The sequence below is a fragment of the Streptomyces gobitricini genome (assembly GCF_039532985.1).
Classification (GTDB): domain Bacteria; phylum Actinomycetota; class Actinomycetes; order Streptomycetales; family Streptomycetaceae; genus Streptomyces; species Streptomyces gobitricini.
In genome coordinates this window covers 241230-259837 of the sequence record NZ_BAAASR010000006.1, presented here as the reverse complement: position 1 = coordinate 259837, position 18608 = coordinate 241230, and the positions used below count along the sequence as shown (strand labels likewise).

At 72.7% G+C, this 18608-nt stretch carries 18 protein-coding genes; 11 read left to right on the top strand and 7 right to left on the bottom strand.

The window, feature by feature from the left end; translation table 11 throughout:
• Window positions 1-2: 2 nt before the first annotated feature.
• Both ABD347_RS06900 and ABD347_RS06895 read right to left on the bottom strand, forming a co-directional pair.
• Window positions 3-1130 (bottom strand): C40 family peptidase, encoded by a 1128-nt coding sequence (locus ABD347_RS06900; protein WP_344357740.1) that lies wholly within the window; start codon window positions 1128-1130, stop codon window positions 3-5.
• Window positions 1131-1263: 133 nt separating this feature from the next.
• The gene (locus ABD347_RS06895; RefSeq protein WP_344357737.1) at window positions 1264-2079 is read right to left on the bottom strand and encodes a class I SAM-dependent methyltransferase; all 816 of its coding nucleotides are present in this window, start codon (window positions 2077-2079) and stop codon (window positions 1264-1266) included.
• A 434-nt stretch (window positions 2080-2513) separates the two neighbouring features.
• Between ABD347_RS06895 and mshA the strand changes: the two genes are divergently transcribed.
• The gene (gene mshA / locus ABD347_RS06890; protein ID WP_344357734.1) at window positions 2514-3875 is read left to right on the top strand and encodes a D-inositol-3-phosphate glycosyltransferase; all 1362 of its coding nucleotides are present in this window, start codon (window positions 2514-2516) and stop codon (window positions 3873-3875) included.
• The gene (locus ABD347_RS06885) at window positions 3868-4356 is read left to right on the top strand and encodes a type III secretion system chaperone family protein (protein ID WP_344357731.1); all 489 of its coding nucleotides are present in this window, start codon (window positions 3868-3870) and stop codon (window positions 4354-4356) included. Before mshA ends, ABD347_RS06885 begins: the two co-directional genes overlap by 8 nt.
• 106 nt (window positions 4357-4462) lie before the next feature.
• Here the strand turns inward: ABD347_RS06885 and ABD347_RS06880 are convergent, their stop codons facing one another.
• Window positions 4463-5746 (bottom strand): MDR family MFS transporter, encoded by a 1284-nt coding sequence (locus ABD347_RS06880; RefSeq protein ID WP_344357728.1) that lies wholly within the window; start codon window positions 5744-5746, stop codon window positions 4463-4465.
• Between the two features lie 117 nt (window positions 5747-5863).
• On the opposite strand from ABD347_RS06880, the gene ABD347_RS06875 reads away from it, so the two are divergent.
• Window positions 5864-6622, top strand: a complete 759-nt coding sequence (locus ABD347_RS06875; RefSeq protein WP_344357725.1) for a phosphoglyceromutase — start codon at window positions 5864-5866, stop codon at window positions 6620-6622.
• Window positions 6623-6764: 142 nt separating this feature from the next.
• Here the strand turns inward: ABD347_RS06875 and ABD347_RS06870 are convergent, their stop codons facing one another.
• Window positions 6765-6914 carry a hypothetical protein gene (locus ABD347_RS06870; RefSeq protein WP_344357722.1) on the bottom strand — a complete coding sequence of 50 codons (150 nt, stop codon included), beginning with the start codon at window positions 6912-6914 and terminating at the stop codon, window positions 6765-6767.
• A 145-nt stretch (window positions 6915-7059) separates the two neighbouring features.
• A complete protein-coding gene (gene phoU, locus ABD347_RS06865; RefSeq protein ID WP_064067559.1) occupies window positions 7060-7740 on the bottom strand; it encodes a phosphate signaling complex protein PhoU in 681 nt (226 codons plus the stop codon).
• Window positions 7741-7941: 201 nt separating this feature from the next.
• Between phoU and phoR the strand changes: the two genes are divergently transcribed.
• On the top strand, window positions 7942-9198 hold the full coding sequence (phoR, locus tag ABD347_RS06860; protein ID WP_344357718.1) for a two-component system sensor histidine kinase PhoR: 1257 nt from the start codon (window positions 7942-7944) through the stop codon (window positions 9196-9198).
• 5 nt (window positions 9199-9203) lie between these two features.
• Window positions 9204-9875 (top strand): two-component system response regulator PhoP, encoded by a 672-nt coding sequence (gene phoP, locus ABD347_RS06855; protein WP_486388589.1) that lies wholly within the window; start codon window positions 9204-9206, stop codon window positions 9873-9875.
• A 302-nt stretch (window positions 9876-10177) separates the two neighbouring features.
• Here phoP and ABD347_RS06850 read toward each other — a convergent pair whose 3' ends face one another.
• Window positions 10178-10864, bottom strand: a complete 687-nt coding sequence (locus tag ABD347_RS06850) for a DUF461 domain-containing protein (RefSeq protein WP_344357714.1) — start codon at window positions 10862-10864, stop codon at window positions 10178-10180.
• Window positions 10865-11608: 744 nt separating this feature from the next.
• Between ABD347_RS06850 and ABD347_RS06845 the strand changes: the two genes are divergently transcribed.
• From ABD347_RS06845 to ABD347_RS06820, 6 genes are all read left to right on the top strand, one after another.
• Window positions 11609-12091 (top strand): CarD family transcriptional regulator, encoded by a 483-nt coding sequence (locus tag ABD347_RS06845; RefSeq protein ID WP_003953493.1) that lies wholly within the window; start codon window positions 11609-11611, stop codon window positions 12089-12091.
• Between the two features lie 279 nt (window positions 12092-12370).
• A complete protein-coding gene (gene ispD / locus ABD347_RS06840; RefSeq protein ID WP_344357711.1) occupies window positions 12371-13108 on the top strand; it encodes a 2-C-methyl-D-erythritol 4-phosphate cytidylyltransferase in 738 nt (245 codons plus the stop codon).
• Entirely contained in the window at window positions 13098-13592 is a 495-nt protein-coding gene (ispF, locus tag ABD347_RS06835; RefSeq protein WP_344357708.1) for a 2-C-methyl-D-erythritol 2,4-cyclodiphosphate synthase, read from the top strand. The genes ispD and ispF overlap by 11 nt, the downstream gene beginning before the upstream one ends.
• A gap of 38 nt (window positions 13593-13630) precedes the next feature.
• On the top strand, window positions 13631-15046 hold the full coding sequence (cysS, locus tag ABD347_RS06830; protein WP_344357705.1) for a cysteine--tRNA ligase: 1416 nt from the start codon (window positions 13631-13633) through the stop codon (window positions 15044-15046).
• A gap of 54 nt (window positions 15047-15100) precedes the next feature.
• Window positions 15101-16051, top strand: a complete 951-nt coding sequence (gene rlmB / locus ABD347_RS06825; protein WP_344357703.1) for a 23S rRNA (guanosine(2251)-2'-O)-methyltransferase RlmB — start codon at window positions 15101-15103, stop codon at window positions 16049-16051.
• 94 nt (window positions 16052-16145) lie between these two features.
• Window positions 16146-17744, top strand: a complete 1599-nt coding sequence (locus ABD347_RS06820) for a DoxX family membrane protein (protein WP_344357700.1) — start codon at window positions 16146-16148, stop codon at window positions 17742-17744.
• A 97-nt stretch (window positions 17745-17841) separates the two neighbouring features.
• Here the strand turns inward: ABD347_RS06820 and ABD347_RS06815 are convergent, their stop codons facing one another.
• Complete coding sequence (locus ABD347_RS06815) at window positions 17842-18570, bottom strand: nucleotidyltransferase family protein (RefSeq protein WP_344357697.1); 729 nt, start codon at window positions 18568-18570, stop codon at window positions 17842-17844.
• Window positions 18571-18608: the final 38 nt, after the last annotated feature.

The window sequence follows — 18608 nt, the reverse complement described above, 5'->3', positions numbered from 1 at the left end:
TCTCACTTGTCCGGGCGTACGACTCCGAGGATCGCCATCGAGCCCGCCCCCGCCACCGTCACGTTCCGTCCCGGCCGCGGTGCGTGGATGATCGCCCCGTCGCCGATGTAGAGGCCGACATGGCTGGCGTCCGCGTGGTAGATGATCAGGTCGCCGGGCCGCATGTCCGTGACGTCGATCCGCGGCAGCAGCCGCCACTGCTCCTGCGAGGTGCGCGGGATGGCCGTGCCGGCGGCTGCCCACGCCTGCGACGTCAACCCCGAGCAGTCGAAGGATCCGGGACCCTCCGCGCCCCACACGTAGGGCTTGCCGAGCTGGGCCGTCGCGTACTCGATCGCCTTCCTGCCCCGTGGGCCGGCGGCGTCGGCCGCGGCACCCTTGAGCACACCGGACCCCAGCCACGCGGTCTGCGCCCGCGCCTGCTCGGCCTGCTCGAGCCGCAGCAGCCGCCCACGCTCCTCGGTCCGGAGCCGGGACTCCAGCTTCTTCGCGGCAGCGATCTTGGTTTCTATCCGCTTCTTCGTCCTGGCCTGCTGGAGCCGGGTGGCCTCCAGCCGGGTCAAGTGGGCGCCGGCGTCCTGGGTGTACGCCTCCAGGTCGGCCTGGCGTTCCCCGAGTTCGGCCAGGAGGTCCTTGGTGGCCTTCTGGCCCTGCTGGAGACGGCCGACGCCGTTGAGGAAGAGCTGCGGGTCGTCGGTGAGGACGAGCTGCGCCTCGTCGGGCATGCCGCCGTTGCGGTACTGGGCGCGGGCGGCCGCCCCGGCCCGGTTCCTCAGGTCCGCGATCCGGGCCCGGCCGTCCACGATCGCCTGCGCCAGCTTCACGATCTCGGCCGACTGCTTCTTCGCCCGCTCCTCGGCGAGGTTGTACGCGTCGGTGGCGGAGGCGGCCTGGCGGTAGAGGGCGTCGATCTCCCGGCGCACCTCTTCGAGGCTCCTGCCGGAGGACGGATCGGAGGACGGATCGGAGGGCGGAACGGGGGGCGCAACCGGTGGCGAGCCCGGCGAAGAGGCCGGGGGCGGGGCGACGGGCGGCGTGGGCGCCGCGTACGCGGCCTGGGCCGGTGACGCCAGCACGGTCAGCGCGCAGACCACGGTGAGCGCGGCTGCGGCACAGCGGCGTCGGTTCACGAAGACCCCCATCTCCCCATCTGGTTAACCGTCAGTAACTTCGGCTGCCGACCGAGATGGTGCCACGGCGGTGCCGAAAGCGACAGAGTCGCGACCACAGGGAGGGACGAAAGATCGTCGCGACGCGTTCCGTTCAGTACGAGCCCGGTGCCAGCGCCGACCACCGCACCGTCACCTCGCCCTGCCGCCACCGCCTCCGGCCGTCCACCAGCGGCCAGTCGGCCGCCAGGTCCCGCGCCGTCCTGATCCACCGCTGCCGGGCACCCAGCGAGGCGTAAGGAGCGGCCGCCGCCCACGCCCGGTCGAAGTCCCGCAGGAAGGCGTGCACCGGCTCGCCCGGCACGTTCCGGTGGATCAGCGCCTTCGGGAGGCGCTCCGCCAGGTCCGACGGCCGCTGGAGCGAACCGAGCCGCGTGGCGAACGTCACCGTCCGAGGCCCCTCCGGCCCCAGCGCCACCCACACATGGCGCCGCCCGATCTCGTCGCACGTCCCCTCCACCAGCAGCCCGCCGGGCGCGAGCCGCCCGCACAGCCGCGCCCACACCGCCGCGACCTCGTCCTCGTCGTACTGGCGCAGCACGTTCGCCGCCCGGATCAGCGCCGGGGAGCCGTCCACCGGGACCTCGAAGCCACCGTGGACGAAGGTGAGCCCGTCGCGCTCGTACGGCCGGGCGGCCTCCACCCGGGCCGGCTCGATCTCCACGCCCACGACCCGGGTGCGGGGGTCGGCGTCGCCGCGCAACCGGTGCAGCAACTCGACGGCGGTCCAGGGGGCGGCCCCGTACCCCAGGTCCACCGCCGTGGGCGCCCGCTCACCGCGGCGCAGCTCCGCGCCGTGGACGGCGGCGATCCAGCGGTCCATGCGGCGCAGGCGGTTGGGGTTGGTGGTCCCGCGGGTCGGGGTGCCGACGGGGCGGGTCCCGCCGGGACGGGTGGTGCGCGGGGCCATGGGGACGAGGGTAAGCGGTGCGGCGGCACCCCTCGGCGCGCGCATCCGGGGGGCGCACTCCTCACGGCACGTGTACGCCCCCGTTGTGTGCTCCCCTCGGCGCGCGCACGGCACGTGTACGTCCCGGGCGAGGCACCCTTCGGCGCGCGTACCCCTCGTGCGCGTTACCTCTCGGTCGGTGCCGCCGTCCCCGCGGGCGCCCCCGTAGCCGTACGTCGGCGCGCCCGACCGCCCGACCGCCCGACCGGCCGTCTGACGGCTTCCGTGTCGACCGCCCGTACCGGTATCACCCGCCCGCCCATCCGCCCGCGTAATGAATTGGCAAAGCGGAAATGTGGCGGGCCGGTCCGCTGTTGTCGGAGACGGGAGGGCCGTACGCACAGGCGCGCGCGTGTCCTCCGCTCGCCATGCCCGCCAGCGGAAGGACTGCCGACGTGAGCCAGTACGTGTCCCGGTTCGCCGGCACCCTGGCCGGGCCGCACCGGGCCGCCGGACCGCACCGGCTGCGTCTGCCCGGCCGGGCGCGGGTGCCGCGCCGGGTCGCCATGCTCAGCGTCCACACCTCCCCGCTGCATCAGCCCGGCACGGGCGACGCCGGCGGCATGAACGTCTACATCGTCGAGCTGGCTAAGCGTCTCGCGGCGATCAACATCGAGGTCGAGATATTCACCCGGGCCACCACCGGCGGGCTGCCCCCGGCCGTGGAGCTGGCCCCGGGCGTCCTCGTCCGGCACGTGGACGCCGGCCCCTACGAGGGGCTCGCCAAGGAGGAACTCCCCGCCCAGCTGTGCGCCTTCACGCACGGCGTGATGCGGGCCTGGGCGGGGCACCGGCCCGGCTACTACGACCTGGTGCACTCCCACTACTGGCTCTCCGGCCATGTCGGCTGGCTCGCCGCCGAGCGGTGGGGCGTCCCGCTGGTGCACGCCATGCACACCATGGCCAAGGTCAAGAACGCCTCGCTCGCGCACGGCGACACGCCGGAGCCGGCGGCGCGGGTCATCGGCGAGACCCAGATCGTGCGGGCGGCCGACCGGCTGATCGCCAACACCGCGGGGGAGGCGGACGAGCTCGTCCGCTTCTACGAGGCCGAGCCCTCGAAGGTCGCGGTCGTGCACCCGGGCGTGAACCTCGACCGGTTCCGGCCGGCCGACGGGCGGGCCGCCGCCCGCGCCCGGCTGGGGCTGCCGGCCGACGCGTTCATCCCCGTGTTCGCCGGGCGCATCCAGCCGCTGAAGGCCCCCGACATCCTGCTGCGGGCCGCCGCCCGGCTGCTGGACGAGGATCCGTCGCTGCGGTCGCGGATGCTCGTCCCCGTCGTCGGCGGGCCCAGTGGCAGCGGGCTCGCCAAGCCCGAGGGCCTGCAGAAGCTCGCCGCGTGCCTCGGCATCGCCGACGTGGTGCGCTTCCACCCGCCGGTCGACCAGGAGCGGCTCGCCGACTGGTTCCGGGCCGCGTCCGTGCTCGTGATGCCGTCGTACAGCGAGTCCTTCGGGCTCGTCGCCATCGAGGCGCAGGCGGCCGGCACGCCGGTCGTCGCCGCGTCGGTCGGCGGGCTGCCCGTGGCGGTACGGGACGGGACGACCGGCTACCTGGTGCGCGGCCACGACCCGGCGGACTACGCCGCCGCGCTGCGCCGCTTCGTCGTCGACCCGTCGCTGGCCGGCCGCCTGGGCGAGGCGGCGGCCCGGCACGCCGGGTCGTTCGGCTGGGACACGGCGGCGGCGGGGACGGCGGACGTCTACACCGCGGCCATGCACGAACACCGCCGTGGCGTACGCTCGCGTCATGGCTGACGCCCGGAAGATCATCGAATCCGCGCTGACCGACGCCGAGCTGACCTGGGAGTCCCCCGAGCCCGGTTCGTACGTCGTCACCCTTCCCGGTACGCGCAAGCTGTCCACCACGCTGTCGCTGCGCCTGGGCCGGCACTCGCTGTCCCTGAACGCGTTCGTGATCCGGCACCCCGACGAGAACCAGGCGGCCGTCCACCGCTGGCTGCTGGAGCGGAACCTGCGGCTGTACGGAGTGGCGTACGCGGTCGACGGCCTCGGCGACATCTACCTGACCGGCAGGCTGCCGGTCTCGGTGGTCACCCCGGAGGAGCTGGACCGCGTACTCGGCTCGGTCCTGGAGGCGGCGGACGGGGCGTTCAACACGCTCCTGGAGCTGGGTTTCGCGACGGCGATCCGCAAGGAGTACGCCTGGCGGGTCGCGCGCGGCGAGTCCACGCGCAACCTGGACGCCTTCAGCCACCTGACCCGCCCGGAGAAGTAGCCCCGGCCCCCGGCCCCCAACCCGCCGGGCCCCCTGCTCGCGCCCCCGCCCCGCCCCGGAACCCGTACGAGCGCCAGGGCATGTACGAGCGCCCGGCCCGCCCTCCTCAGGCGTCGGCGGTCTCCGGGGCGGCGGGCGCCCGCACGGGCACGGGCCGTTCCTCCTTCGTCTCCCCGTCCTCCGGCAGGCCCCGCATCAGCAGCCAGTAGCCGAGCCCGGCCACCGTCCCGAGGACGGCGCACGCACCCCACAGCCACTCCGCGCCGAACCGGTCGATCGTCCACCCCGACATCAGCGGGGCGATCAGCGCCGCGACCGACCACGACATCGTGTACACGCCCTGGTAGCGACCGCGTCCGTGGACCGGGGAGAGGCGCACCACCAGCCCCGTCTGCGTAGGGGCGTTGACGATCTCGGCGAGCGTCCAGACGCAGACGGTCAGCGCGTACACGGCGACCGACCCGGCGAAGGCGGTGAGCCCGAACCCGTACCCCGCGAGGAGCGACGAGACGATCAGCAGCCTGCGCGGGTCGCGGTGCTCGATGTACCGGGTGACGGGTATCTGGAGCGCCACGATGAGGACGCCGTTCACCGCCATCGCCAGCCCGAAGTCCGCCGCGCCGAAGCCGTCCGTGCCCATGGCGACCGGCAGGCCCACGTAACCCTGCTGGAAGATCAGCGAGATGAGGAAGGACAGGCCCACCACACCCATGAACCGCCCGTCCCGCAGCACGGTCCCCATGCCGATCCCCGTCTCCACGGCCTTCCCGGCGGTGGCGGTGGCGGGGGCCTGGACGGGACGGGACTCCGGGATCTTGACGAAGACGAGCACCGCGCAGGTCAGGGTCAGGACGGCCTCGCCGAGGAAACCGGCGAGGTAGCTGTACTCGGCGAGGAACCCCGCGCCCGCCGCCGAGACGGCGAAGCCCAGGTTGATCGCCCAGTAGTTGAGCGAGAACGCCCGTACCCGGTCCTCGGGCCGGACGATGTCCGCCATCATCGCCTGCACGGCGGGCCGCGAGGCGTTCGAGGCGGCGCCGACGACGAAGGCGACCGCGGCGATGGCGACCGGGTGCTGCATGAAGCCGAGGACGGCGACCGATACGGCCGTCGACACCTGGGCGATCAGCATCGTGGGACGCCGGCCGAGCCGGTCGGCCATCACCCCCGCCCCGATCGACGACACCACGCCGCCGAGCCCGTGGAGCGAGGCGACAAGACCGGCGTACGAGGCGGAATAGCCGCGGTCCAGGGTCAGATACAGGGCCATGAAGGTGGCGACGAAGGCACCGAGCCGGTTGATCAGCGTGCTGGCCCACAGCCACCAGAACGCCCGCGGCAGGCCCGAGACGCTCTCCCTGGCCGCCCGTTTGAGCGTGGCGATGGACATACGTAACCCCCCGTAAGCGACTGACCCGGTGATCGAAAATTACGGGGCGCTGCCTCGGGGATCCACTCGATTGACGGGAGCCGTCAAGTGTCATCGGCGTCCACTAATCTCGTACGCATGGCCGACGCACCGTACAAGCTGATCCTCCTCCGCCACGGCGAGAGCGAATGGAACGCGAAGAACCTGTTCACCGGCTGGGTGGACGTCAACCTCACGGAGAAGGGCGAGAAGGAGGCCGTCCGCGGCGGTGAGCTGCTCAAGGACGCCGGTCTGCTCCCCGACGTGCTGCACACCTCCCTCCAGAAGCGCGCCATCCGCACCGCGCAGCTCGCCCTGGAGGCCGCCGACCGCCACTGGATCCCGGTCCACCGCTCCTGGCGCCTCAACGAACGGCACTACGGCGCGCTCCAGGGCAAGGACAAGGCGCAGACGCTCGCCGAGTTCGGCGAGGAGCAGTTCATGCTGTGGCGCCGCTCCTACGACACCCCGCCGCCGGTCCTCGCCGACGACAACGAGTTCTCCCAGGCGGGCGACGCGCGCTACGCCACGATCCCGCCGGAGCTGCGCCCCCGCACCGAGTGCCTCAAGGACGTCGTCGTCCGCATGCTGCCGTACTGGTACGACGGCATCTTCCCCGACCTCCTGGCCGGCCGCACGGTCCTCGTCGCCGCCCACGGCAACAGCCTGCGCGCCCTGGTCAAGCACCTGGACGGCATCTCCGACGAGGACATCGCGGGCCTGAACATCCCGACCGGCATCCCGCTCGCGTACGAACTGGACGCCGACTTCAAGCCGCTCGTCAAGGGCGGCACCTACCTGGACCCCGAGGCGGCCAAGGCGGCCATCGAGGCGGTCAAGAACCAGGGCAAGAAGTAGGACGAGCAGGAGCTCCGGTTCGCGCCGGGCGCCCGGCCCGCGGGGGCTCCGTGAGCAGGGGCCCGGCGCGCGCACGGGTGGCACAGCGAAGGGCCCCGTCCACCGTGGTGGACGGGGCCCCCGCGTGGAACGCCCGGCCGGGTCAGCCGCAGCAGCCGCCGCACTGGCACGGTGCGCCCGACTGGCAGCCGCAGCCGCAGCCCGAGCCGCAGCCGCAGGCGCCCAGCACGGGCAGGCGGAGCACTTCGACGGGTACTTCCTGCTCGGGGTCGGTCATGGGCGTATCTGCCATGGGTCCCTCCTCGAAGGCGTACGTTCCAAGGCGTACGTCGCCTCTCCCCATTGCATGCCCAGTCACCAGGGCGCATCAACGGCGCACGGATGTGCGGACGCCCTCCCAGGCGCCCTGGCGCCCGGCGGTTCCCCGGGCGGCGCCCCTACGCGCCCTCTACCGGGGCCTCCGACTGCTGGAGCTCATCGGCGTGCTCGCCCGTGACCAGGTAGACGACCCGCTTGGCGACCGACACCGCGTGGTCGGCGAACCGCTCGTAGTAGCGGCCCAGCAGAGTGACATCCACCGCCGTCTCGATGCCGTGCTTCCAGCGGTCGTCCATCAGGTGCTGGAACAGCGTCCGGTGCAGCCGGTCCATCTCGTCGTCGTCGTGCTCCAGCTGGAGCGCCAGGTCGACGTCCTTGGTGATGATGACCTCCGCCGCCTTCGCCATCAGGCGCTGCGCCAGCTGGCCCATCTCCAGGATCGTGGCGTGCAGGTCCCGCGGCACCGCCGCGTCCGGGAACCGCAGCCGGGCCAGCTTGGCGACGTGCTGGGCCAGGTCGCCGGAGCGCTCCAGGTCCGCGCTCATCCGCAGCGAGGTCACCACGATCCGCAGATCCGTCGCGACCGGCTGCTGGCGCGCCAGCAGGGCTATCGCCCGGGCCTCCAGCTCGTGCTGAAGGTCGTCGACCTTCTGGTCGGCCGCGATCACGGCCTCCGCCAGCTTCAGATCCGCGTCGAGCATCGCCGTCGTGGCGCGCCCGACGGCCGACCCGACCAGCCGGGCCATCTCGACCAGACTCTCGCCGATCGAGTCCAGTTCCTCGTGGTACGCGTCCCGCATGGATGTCCCTCTCTCACTACGGCCAACAGGGGCCCGGGTGGGGCTCGGACCCCCACGCTCCCACGGTCCGAGTCCAAAAAGTCCGGGGCCTCCCTCACAAGTGAACCGTCACTTTCCCCTCGGTGAACTCTGGGCGACGAGTGTCCGAGGTCGCCCTCGGATGGCTGGGAGAGTGTCCGAGCACCCGCATAACCTGGACGCATGGACGTGAACGCGGCGGTCGCCGCAGTGGCCGCGATCGCCGGGGCGTGCACCGGCGTGATCGCCATGCTGGCGTTCCGCTGGAGCGAGCGCGACCAGGCGAGACCCACCCGGACCTCCCTCCACACCGACGCGGTGCTGCCGCCCGGTGTGGACACGGTGCTGTCCGTGCTGCGCTCCTCCGCCGTCGTCCTCGACGAGAGCGACTCCGTCGTCAAGGCCAGCTCCGCGGCGTACGCCCTCGGGCTGGTCCGCGGCGGCAAGCTCGCCGTCGAGCCGATGCTCCAGATGGCCCGCGACACCCGCCGCGACGGCGAGATACGCCAGGTGGAGCTGGACCTTCCCCGCCGCGGCACCGGGCGCGGCGAGGCCCTCGCCGTCTCCGCCCGCGTCGCACCCCTCGGCTCCCGCCTCGTCCTGCTCCTGGTCGAGGACCTCACCGAGGCGCGCCGCATAGAAGCGGTACGCCGCGACTTCGTCGCCAACGTCAGCCATGAGCTCAAGACCCCCGTCGGCGCCCTCTCCCTGCTCTCCGAGGCCGTCATGGACGCCTCCGACGACCCCGAGGCGGTCATGCGCTTCGCCGGGCGCATGCAGATAGAGGCCACCCGCCTCACCAACCTCGTACAGGAGCTCATCGACCTCTCCCGGGTCCAGAACGACGACCCGCTGGAGGACGCGGAGCCCGTCCGGGTGGACGAACTGGTCGCCGAGGCCATCGACCGCTCCCGGCAGCCCGCCTCCACCAAGCAGATCACCATGGCCGCCGGAGGCACCCCGGACCTGCACGTCTGGGGCCACCGCGGCCAGCTCGCCGCCGCCCTCGGCAACCTCGTCGAGAACGCCGTCAACTACTCCCCGGCCCACACCCGCGTCGGCATCGCCGCCCGCCGCGTCACCGCGCCCGGCGGTGGGGGCACCTCCCAGGCGGAAGGCCGAGGGGGACTCATCGAGATAGCCGTCACCGACCAGGGCATAGGGATCCCCGACAAGGACAAGGAGCGCATCTTCGAGCGCTTCTACCGCGTCGACCCCGCCCGCTCCCGTGCCACCGGCGGCACGGGACTCGGACTCGCCATCGTCAAGCACGTGGCCGCCTCGCACGGCGGCGAGGTCACCGTGTGGAGCACCGAGGGTCAGGGGTCCACCTTCACCCTCCGCCTCCCGGAGGCCGGCGCCGGACGGGACCGCTCGTCCCGGTCCCACCACGACCACACAACCACCGAACCGCTCACAGCCCCGGAGGTCCTTCCGTGACCCGAGTGCTCGTCGTCGAGGATGAGGAATCCTTCAGCGACGCCCTGTCGTACATGCTCCGCAAGGAAGGCTTCGAAGTCGCCGTGGCGACCACCGGGCCCGAGGGGCTGGACGAGTTCGAGCGCAACGGCGCCGATCTCGTCCTGCTCGACCTCATGCTGCCCGGTCTGCCCGGTACCGAGGTCTGCCGCCAGCTGCGCGGCCGGTCGAACGTCCCGGTCATCATGGTGACCGCCAAGGACAGCGAGATCGACAAGGTCGTCGGACTGGAGATAGGAGCGGACGACTACGTCACGAAGCCCTTCTCCTCCCGCGAGCTGGTCGCCCGCATCCGCGCCGTGCTGCGCCGCCGCGGTGAGCCGGAGGAGGTCGCCCCGGCGGCCCTGGAGGCCGGGCCGGTCCGGATGGACGTCGACCGCCACGTGGTGACCGTGTCGGGCGGCAAGGTCGACCTGCCGCTGAAGGAGTTCGACCTGCTGGAGATGCTGCTGCGCAACGCGGGCCGGGTGCTGACCCGGATGCAGCTGATCGACCGGGTGTGGGGCGCGGACTACGTCGGCGACACCAAGACCCTCGACGTCCACGTCAAGCGCCTCCGCGCCAAGATCGAGCCCGACCCCGGCGCGCCCAGGTACCTGGTCACCGTCCGGGGCCTCGGCTACAAGTTCGAGCCGTAGGCCCGGCCGGGTCCGTAGGCCGGAGGGGGGCCGGCCCGTAGGCCGGGCCGGGTCCGGCGCGGCGGCGCGAGGGGCGCGGAGCCCCGGGCGCGTCGCGGTGCCGGCGGCCGTACCCGTGCGTCACGGGGCCGTACGCCTCGGCCGGTACGGACCCGGGCGGCGGCTCCCGCCGTCTTCTCGTACGCCGCCTGGACGGCCGGGCGGGCGGCGCCGGGCCGTGGGCCCGGCGGCCGGTTCGCGTGTGCACACAACGGAGAGGGGCGCCCCACCGAGCCGGTGGGGCGCCCCTCTCTACGCGTACGTCAGTGGTCCTCGTCGTGCGAGGCCGAGGCCGAGTCCGACGGGGCCTCCGGCGCCTCGTCGCCCTCGGCCGGGGCGTCCGGCGCGGCCGGGGAGCCGCTGGGGCTGCCGGTCGGGGCGCCCGACGGCGGGGCGGGCGGGGTGGACGAGGGCTGCTCCGTCGGCTTCTGCGGCACCTCCGACGGGCCGAAGCCGGCGAAGTAGCTGGTCGCCGGGACGACGAGCGCCTCCAGCCGGATGTCACCGGTCTCGCTGAGCTTGAAGACGACCTCCTGCGCGCCGCCGTCCTTCGCCGCCTCGCGGCCCTTCTCGATCACGGCGGACGCGTTGCCCTCGCCGCCGAGGAGGACCGAACCGCCGGCCGGGACGGTGATGGGGCCGGAGCCGCTCGCGGCGGTGAGCTTGACCTGGGCGTTCGAGCCGGGCAGCTCGATCGCCTCCAGCGTCTCCGCCTTGGCGCCGTTGTTGAAGAGCATCGCCGAGACGACGGCGGGACCCTCCGCGTTCGGCTTCGGCTGCGTGATCACCATGGCGTTCTGGACCTTGACGGTGCCGACGGACGTGGCGGCGTGGTCCGGCCTGACCCCCAGGGTCTGGGCGTCGTTGCCCGCACCGCAGGCGGAGAGCGAGGCGATCGAGAACACGATGGCGGTGGCGGCGAGGGCGCCGCGTCGAAGGCTGCGGCTCACGGCGGCGGCAACTCCTAGGACGTACGGACGGAGGGACGGGCACGGTCTGGTGGTACTGGCTGCCCGGCCGACCCCCGAACCCGACCTGACACGGCCCGAGGATCAGTCGGCGCGCTCAGGTTACCGACCCGTCCACGGCGCCCCGCACCCGACCCGCCCCAGTCCCGTGTCGGGCTCGGCCCGCCCCGCCGCGTCGCCGTCCCTGCCCACCGGCCAGCCCGCCGCCGCGCCGCCCGCCCACGCCCACCCCGTCACCCCCCGGCTCGCCGACCCGCCCGCCCCCCGCCCACACGCGCACGTCCGTCCATGCCGGTTCCACGCGCCGACTTCGCATAACCACTCTTGATCAATTCCGCGGCGGTCGCGCATTCCCCGGAAAAAGCCCCTTCCGATCAAGCTCCTCGGTCAACGCGCGGGTCGCGGCCGTCAATTTCGACAAACGCCCGGGAGCGGCGTCCGTACGGGTGAGCGGCGACCGAACGGAGTACGGGAAGTTCACCTGCTGGAACCCGGCAAACCGGGATGATCCGCCCACCCGGGTCGCCCGTGGAGGGGTGTGACGTGGTCGTTTCGGGCCGCCCGCGCAGCCGCTCCGACCTGCGAATACCTCGTTCCGCAAGCCCTCCGCAGCACGTTCCTGTTGCTGTTGTCAAGCCCCGAGATATGCCCTGACCTGCGAAAACGCCATTCAGAAGAAGCCGTATCCGTGTTACCCTGGATAGCCACGGAAGGGGTACCTGTCACATGACGTTCAAGGTTGGCGACACCGTGGTCTATCCCCATCACGGGGCCGCGCTGATCGAGGCCATCGAAACTCGTCAGATCAAAGGCGTGGACAAGACCTACTTGGTGCTCAAGGTCGCCCAGGGCGACTTGACGGTTCGTGTGCCAGCGGACAACGCGGAGTTCGTCGGCGTGCGCGATGTGGTCGGTCAGGACGGACTGGACCGGGTCTTCGAGGTGCTTCGCGCGCCGTATGCCGAGGAGCCGACGAACTGGTCCCGTCGCTACAAGGCGAACCTGGAGAAGCTCGCCTCCGGCGATGTCATCAAGGTCGCCGAAGTGGTACGTGACCTGTGGCGCCGTGAGCGCGAGCGCGGTCTCTCCGCCGGAGAGAAGCGCATGCTCGCCAAGGCGCGGCAGATCCTGGTGAGTGAGCTCGCACTCGCCGAGAACACCAACGAAGACAAGGCCGAGGCCCTGCTCGACGAGGTCCTCGCGTCCTGACGCGTCCCATGCGGCCGATGGCGGATGGCCGACGTGGCGCGTAGCTGATTGAAGCGATGCCGCGGTGCCCGCTGACATGCTGTGACCAGCAGCCATGTCGCCGGGCGCTGCGGCATGTCCGGCGCCATGTCCGCCTTCAGCCCGCCCACGCCCTGCCCGGGGTGTCCGGCGCGCCCGTTTCGCCCGGGGTCACGGAAGGGTCCCGGCCGAGGCGTCACGCCGCCCCGCAGAGGCCATACCCAGATCGGCCGAGCCGACAAACCTGCCGGAGTGCAACCGATGTCAGACGCAGCACCCCCCGCCCGCACCGCCGCGGTGATCCCCGCGGCCGGCCGCGGCGTACGGCTCGGCCCGGGCGCTCCCAAGGCGCTCCGCGCGCTGAACGGGACGCCCATGCTCATCCACGCCGTCCGCGCCATGGCGGCCTCCCGCGCCGTCTCCCTCGTCGTGGTGGTCGCCCCGCCCGACGGCGCGCCCGAGGTCAAGAACCTCCTCGACACGCACGCCCTGCCCGAGAGGACCGACTACCTGGTCGTCCCCGGCGGAGCGACCCGCCAGGAGTCCGTCCGCCTCGGTCTGGACGCGCTGCCCGGCGACATCACCACCGTCCTGGTCCACGACGCGGCCCGCCCGCTCGTGCCCGTCGACACCGTCGACGCGGTCATCGAGGCCGTCCGCGACGGTGCCGTCGCCGTCGTGCCCGCCGTACCGCTCGCCGACACCGTCAAGCGGGTCGAGCCGCGCGAGAAGGGCGAGCCCGAGCCGGTCCTCGCCACGCCCGACCGCGCCACTCTCCGGGCCGTACAGACCCCGCAGGGCTTCGCCCGTGACACGCTCGTCCGCGCGCACCGCACGGTCACCGGCAACGTGACCGACGACGCGAGCATGGTCGAGCAGCTCGGTGAACCGGTCGTGGTCGTTCCCGGCCACGAGGAGGCGTTCAAGGTGACCCGACCGCTCGACCTCGTACTGGCCGAGGCGGTCCTCGCGCGCAGGAGGGCCAACGATGGCTTCTAGCCCGGCCGGCCTGCCGAGCGTCGGCATCGGCACCGACGTCCACGCGTTCGAGAAGGGTCGCGAGCTGTGGTGCGCGGGCCTCCGCTGGGAGGGCGAGGAGTACGGGCTCGCCGGTCACTCCGACGGCGACGTCGCCGCTCACGCGGCGTGCGACGCGCTGTTCTCCGCCGCCGGCGTCGGCGACCTGGGTGCCCACTTCGGCACCTCGCGCCCCGAGTGGTCCGGCGCGTCCGGCGTCACGCTGCTCGCCGAGGCCGCCCGGATCGTGCGGGCCGAGGGGTACGAGATCGGCAACATCGCCGTCCAGGTCATCGGCGTACGCCCGAAGATCGGCAAGCGGCGCGACGAGGCCCAGAAGGCGCTGAGCGCGGCGGCCGGGGCGCCCGTGTCGGTGTCCGGCACGACGACGGACGGCCTGGGGCTGACCGGCCGCGCGGAGGGCCTCGCCGCCATCGCCACCGCACTGCTCGTCCGTAGCACCTGAGGCACGGGGCACTGGCACCGGCCCACTACTCTGGAGTGGTGACTATTCGTCTGTACGACACCAGTGCCCGGCAGGTCCGCGACTTCGTCCCGCTCAACCCGGGCTGCGTCTCGATCTACCTGTGTGGTGCCACCGTGCAGGCGGCCCCGCACATCGGGCACATCCGGTCGGGACTGAACTTCGACATCATGCGCCGCTGGTTCACCTACCGCGGCTACGACGTGACGTTCATCCGCAATGTCACGGACATCGACGACAAGATCATCGCTAAGTCCGCCGACCAGGGCCGTCCCTGGTGGTCGATCGGGTACGAGAACGAGCGCGCGTTCAACGACGGGTACCAGGCCCTCGGCTGCCTCCCGCCCACCTACGAGCCGCGCGCCACGGGCCACGTCCCCGAGATGATCGAGATGATGCGCGGCCTCATCGAGCGGGGCCACGCCTACGTCGCGGACGGCAGCGTCTACTTCGACGTCCGCTCCTTCCCCGCGTACCTGGCGCTGTCCAACCAGGACATCGACGACCTGCGCCAGCCCAGCGAAGAGGGCATCACCGGCAAGCGCGACCCGCGCGACTTCGCGATGTGGAAGGCCACCAAGCCCGGCGAGCCCGACTGGGAGACGCCGTGGGGCCGGGGGCGCCCCGGCTGGCACCTGGAGTGCTCGGCCATGGCGCACAAGTACCTGGGCTCCGCCTTCGACATCCACGGCGGCGGCCTGGACCTGGTCTTCCCGCACCACGAGAACGAGATCGCGCAGGCCAAGGCGTACGGCGACGAGTTCGCCCACTACTGGGTGCACAACGCCTGGGTCACCATGAGTGGCGAGAAGATGTCCAAGTCGCTCGGCAACTCGGTGCTCGTCAGCGAGATGGTCAAGCAGTGGCGGCCCATCGTGCTGCGCTACTACCTGGGCACCCCGCACTACCGGTCGATGATCGAGTACAGCGAGGAAGCCCTGCGCGAGGCCGAGTCGGCGTTCGCCCGCATCGAGGGGTTCGTCCAGCGGGTCGTGGAGAAGGCGGGCGGCGCGGTCGAGCCCGCCCCCGAGGTCCCGCTCGCCTTCGCCGAGGCCATGGACGACGACATGGGCGTCCCGCAGGCGCTGGCGATCATCCACAACACCGTCCGGCAGGGCAACAGCGCGCTGGCCGCCGACGACAAGGAAGCCGCCGTCGCGCGCCTCGCCGAGGTCCGTGCCATGCTCGGCGTCCTCGGCCTGGACCCGCTCGACGAGCACTGGGCGGGCGAGACCGACCGCGGCGAGACGGTGCTCAACAAGAACGTCCACGGCGTCGTCGACAGCCTCGTCCGCATGGTCCTGGACCAGCGCGAGGCGGCGCGGGCGCGCAAGGACTGGAGCACGGCGGACGCGATCCGCGACCAGCTCGGCCAGTCCGGGCTCGTCATCGAGGACAGCCCCGACGGGCCCCGGTGGACGCTCGGCGCACGCTGAGCATCGCGCTGGCACACTTCATATATACGTACGCATCGACAGAGCAGGTAAGTCATGGCCGGGAACAGCCAGCGCAGGAACCGCCGCACGTCCAACAAGAAGGGCGCGACGGTCGGCAGCGGTGGCCAGCGGCGCCGGGGCCTGGAAGGGAAGGGCCCCACGCCGCCCGCGTCCGCACGCAAGGGCCATGTGAAGAACCGCGTCGCCAACGCCAAGGCCAAGCAGGCGCACCGCCGCCAGGTCGCCCGGCGCGGCGGCAAGGGCCTGTCCGAGATGGTCGTCGGCCGCAACCCCGTCTTCGAGGCGCTGCGCGACGGCGTACCGGCGACGACGCTGTACGTCCAGCAGTTCATCGACAACGACGAGCGGGTGCGCGACGCGCTCAAGCTCGCGGCCGACCGCGGCGGCATCAACCTCATGGAGGCCCCGCGCGCCGAGCTGGACCGGATGACCAACGGCCTCAACCACCAGGGCCTCGTCCTCCAGGTCCCGCCGTACGAGTACGCCCACGCCGAGGACCTGGCCGCGGCCGCCTTCGACGACGGCGAGGACCCGCTGATCGTCGCCCTCGACGGTGTCACCGACCCGCGCAACCTCGGTGCCGTCGTCCGCTCCGTCTCCGCCTTCGGCGGCCACGGCGTGGTCGTCCCCGAGCGGCGCGCCGCCGGGATGACCGCCGGCGCCTGGAAGACCGCCGCGGGCACCGCCGCCCGTACCCCGGTCGCCCGCGCCACCAACCTCACCCGCGCCCTGGAGGCGTACCAGAAGGCCGGCATCACGGTCGTCGGCCTCGCCGCCGACGGCGACACCGAGGTCGGTGAACTGGAGGCCCTCGGCGGTCCGGTCGTCATCGTCATCGGCAGCGAGGGCAAGGGCCTGTCCCGCCTCGTCGGCGAGACGTGCGACTTCCTCGTCCGCATCCCCATGCCGGGTGGCGCGGAGTCCCTCAACGCCGGCGTCGCCGCCGGTGTGGTGCTGTACGAGGCGGCCCGCCGCCGCGCCTGACCGAGCGCGATCCCGGGACCCGTCATGATCTTGACGGGTCTCGGACATTTCCCGGCCGTCAAGGCAGTGTCCTAAACCCACGTCACTCGGTTAGATGAGTGTGGACACCAGAACGCCCCGGCCCGGTTTCGACGATCAGCCTGCGCTGAGCATGGTCAAGGTGGATTGCGATCCCGCGCAGGTCATCGTGAACCACGCCAGTTTCCGTGTGCAGCTCGCCCCGGTGAACAAGCCCCGGTCGGCCGCCCCCGCCCGCGTCCCCGCCATGAGCGGCGCCGTCGGCGCCACCGGCGCGGTGACGCGGCGGCGCGCGCCGGTCGTCTGGAGCGGGAAGTCCTCGCCCGGCGACCCCGGAGCCACCGGGCTGCTCCAGGCCGTGCGGGAATCCACGGCCGTCGACACGCTCGACGCCGGAGCGACCCAGCTCATCCCGCGGCTCGACGACACCATGCCCACTCCCGTCGTCGGCGGCCGGCGCGGCCCCGACGCGCCACCGCTCCTGCCGCCCATGCGCCGCGCGGAGAGCGCCTACGACGAGGCGCCCGCCGCCCCGTACGCCGATCCCTACGACGGCGACGACCGCCACCACGACCGCGACGACGGCCCCGCGGCGGACGGGGCCTTCACCGGGCCGGCCCACCGGCACGCGTACTACCCCGGCCGCAGGATGAACCTCGGCGTGGTCCTGCTGCCGCTGCGCGTGTTCCTCGGCTTCATCTCCATCTACGCCGGCATGGGCAAGCTCTGCGACCCCGTCTACTTCGACGGCGGCGAACGCGGCTCCATGGTCAAGTGGCTCAACTCCCTGCACCCGTGGGCCCTCGCCGAGCCGCTGCGCGACTTCGCGCTCGCCCACCCCGTCGGCGCCGGTCTCACCGTCGCCTTCGCCCAGGTCGTCGTCGGCGTCCTCACCGTGCTCGGGCTCTGGCAGCGGGTCGCCGCCGTGTTCGGCGCGATGCTCTCCGCCGCGCTGATCCTCACCGTCAGCTGGAAGACCGTCCCCGTCTACGACGCGCCCGACATCATCTACCTCGCCGCCTGGTCGCCGCTGATCATCGCGGGCGCTCCCGTCTACTCCATCGACGGACGCCTCGCCGGCGAGGCCTGGCGCACCCTCGGCCCCCGCTCGGCGCTGTGGGACCTGCGCCGCCGGGTGCTGCGGCGCGGCGTGGTCGTCGCCTCCGTCGTGGTCGGCCTGACCCTGCTGATCGGCTCGGTGCTCGGTGGCGCCGTACGGTCCACGGAGATGGTCACCGTCCCCGGTCCGAACGACGACCCGACGAACCACCTGCCCGGCCGGCCGCTCCCCGAGGAGCCCGGCGAGAGCTCCCCCTCGGCAAGGGAGCCCTCCCGGCGTCCCGAGCCCTCCGTCTCCGCGTCCGCGGGACCGACCGCCGAGGAGCAGTCGTCCTCTCCGGCGGAGACGGCCACCGAGGAGGAGCGCGTCGAGGAGGAGCGGCCGACCGCCTCGCAGGGCACCGGCGAGGAGCCCCCGGAGCAGGCCGAGCCGGTTCCCCCGCCGACCAGCAGCGCCGGACCGACCTCGACGGGCGGCACCGGCAACGGCGGCGGCACCACCACCGGTGGGGGCGGCGACGACAGCGGTACGAGCGGCGGCAGCGGCTCGGGCGGCAACGACGGCGGCTCGTCCACCGGCGGCAACCGCAACCCGATCGGCGGCCTGCTCGGCTGACGTACACCAAGCAGGAGGGGCGGGCACCGTGACACGGTGCCCGCCCCTCCTGTCTGCCCTCGGCCGGGACGCCCCTCAGGAGGCGGCGGGTCCTCGGTCAGGCCCCCTCAGCCCCACGGGAGGCGGCGAGCTCCTTCGCCGCCTCCTGGAGGTCCTTCGCGGTGTCGATGGCCCTCCAGTACGCCCCCTGCGGCAGCGGGAAGCCCGCCAGGCGCCGCTCACGGGCCAGCCGGGGGAAGGTGGTGCGCTCGTGGTCCCCGCGGTCGGGCAGCGCGCCCGTGAAGTCCGGGGAGAAGACGTACACGCCCGCGTTGATGAGGTAGGGCGACGGCGGCGACTCGATGAAGTCGGTGATGTGCCCGAAGGCGTCCGTCTCGACGGCCCCCCAGGGGATACGGGGACGGGCCAGGGCGAGCGTGGCGGTGGCGTCGCGCTCGGCGTGGAACGCGGCCATCTCGCGCAGCGAGAAACGGGTCCAGATGTCACCGTTCGTGGCGTACCACGGCGCTTCGGGGTGCGGCAGGCGCGCGGCCGCGTACTTGAGGCCGCCGCCGCGGCCCAGCGGCTCCGGCTCCACAACGGTGGTGACCCGCAGGGGCAGTTCGGCCGTCGCCAGCCAACGCTGGAGCACTTCGGCGAGGTGGCCGCAGGATACGACGGCGTCGGTCACGCCCTCGGCGGCCAGCCAGGAAAGCTGATGGCCGATGATCGGGGTCCCGGTTCCCGGGATCTCGACCATCGGCTTGGGGCGGTCGTCGGTGTAAGGGCGCAGTCGTGAACCCTGGCCGCCCGCCAGGACCACGGCCTGCGTCGGAGAGGTGTGCATACCGCGCACGATAGGCGCACCCCGGTGCCGCTGACAGG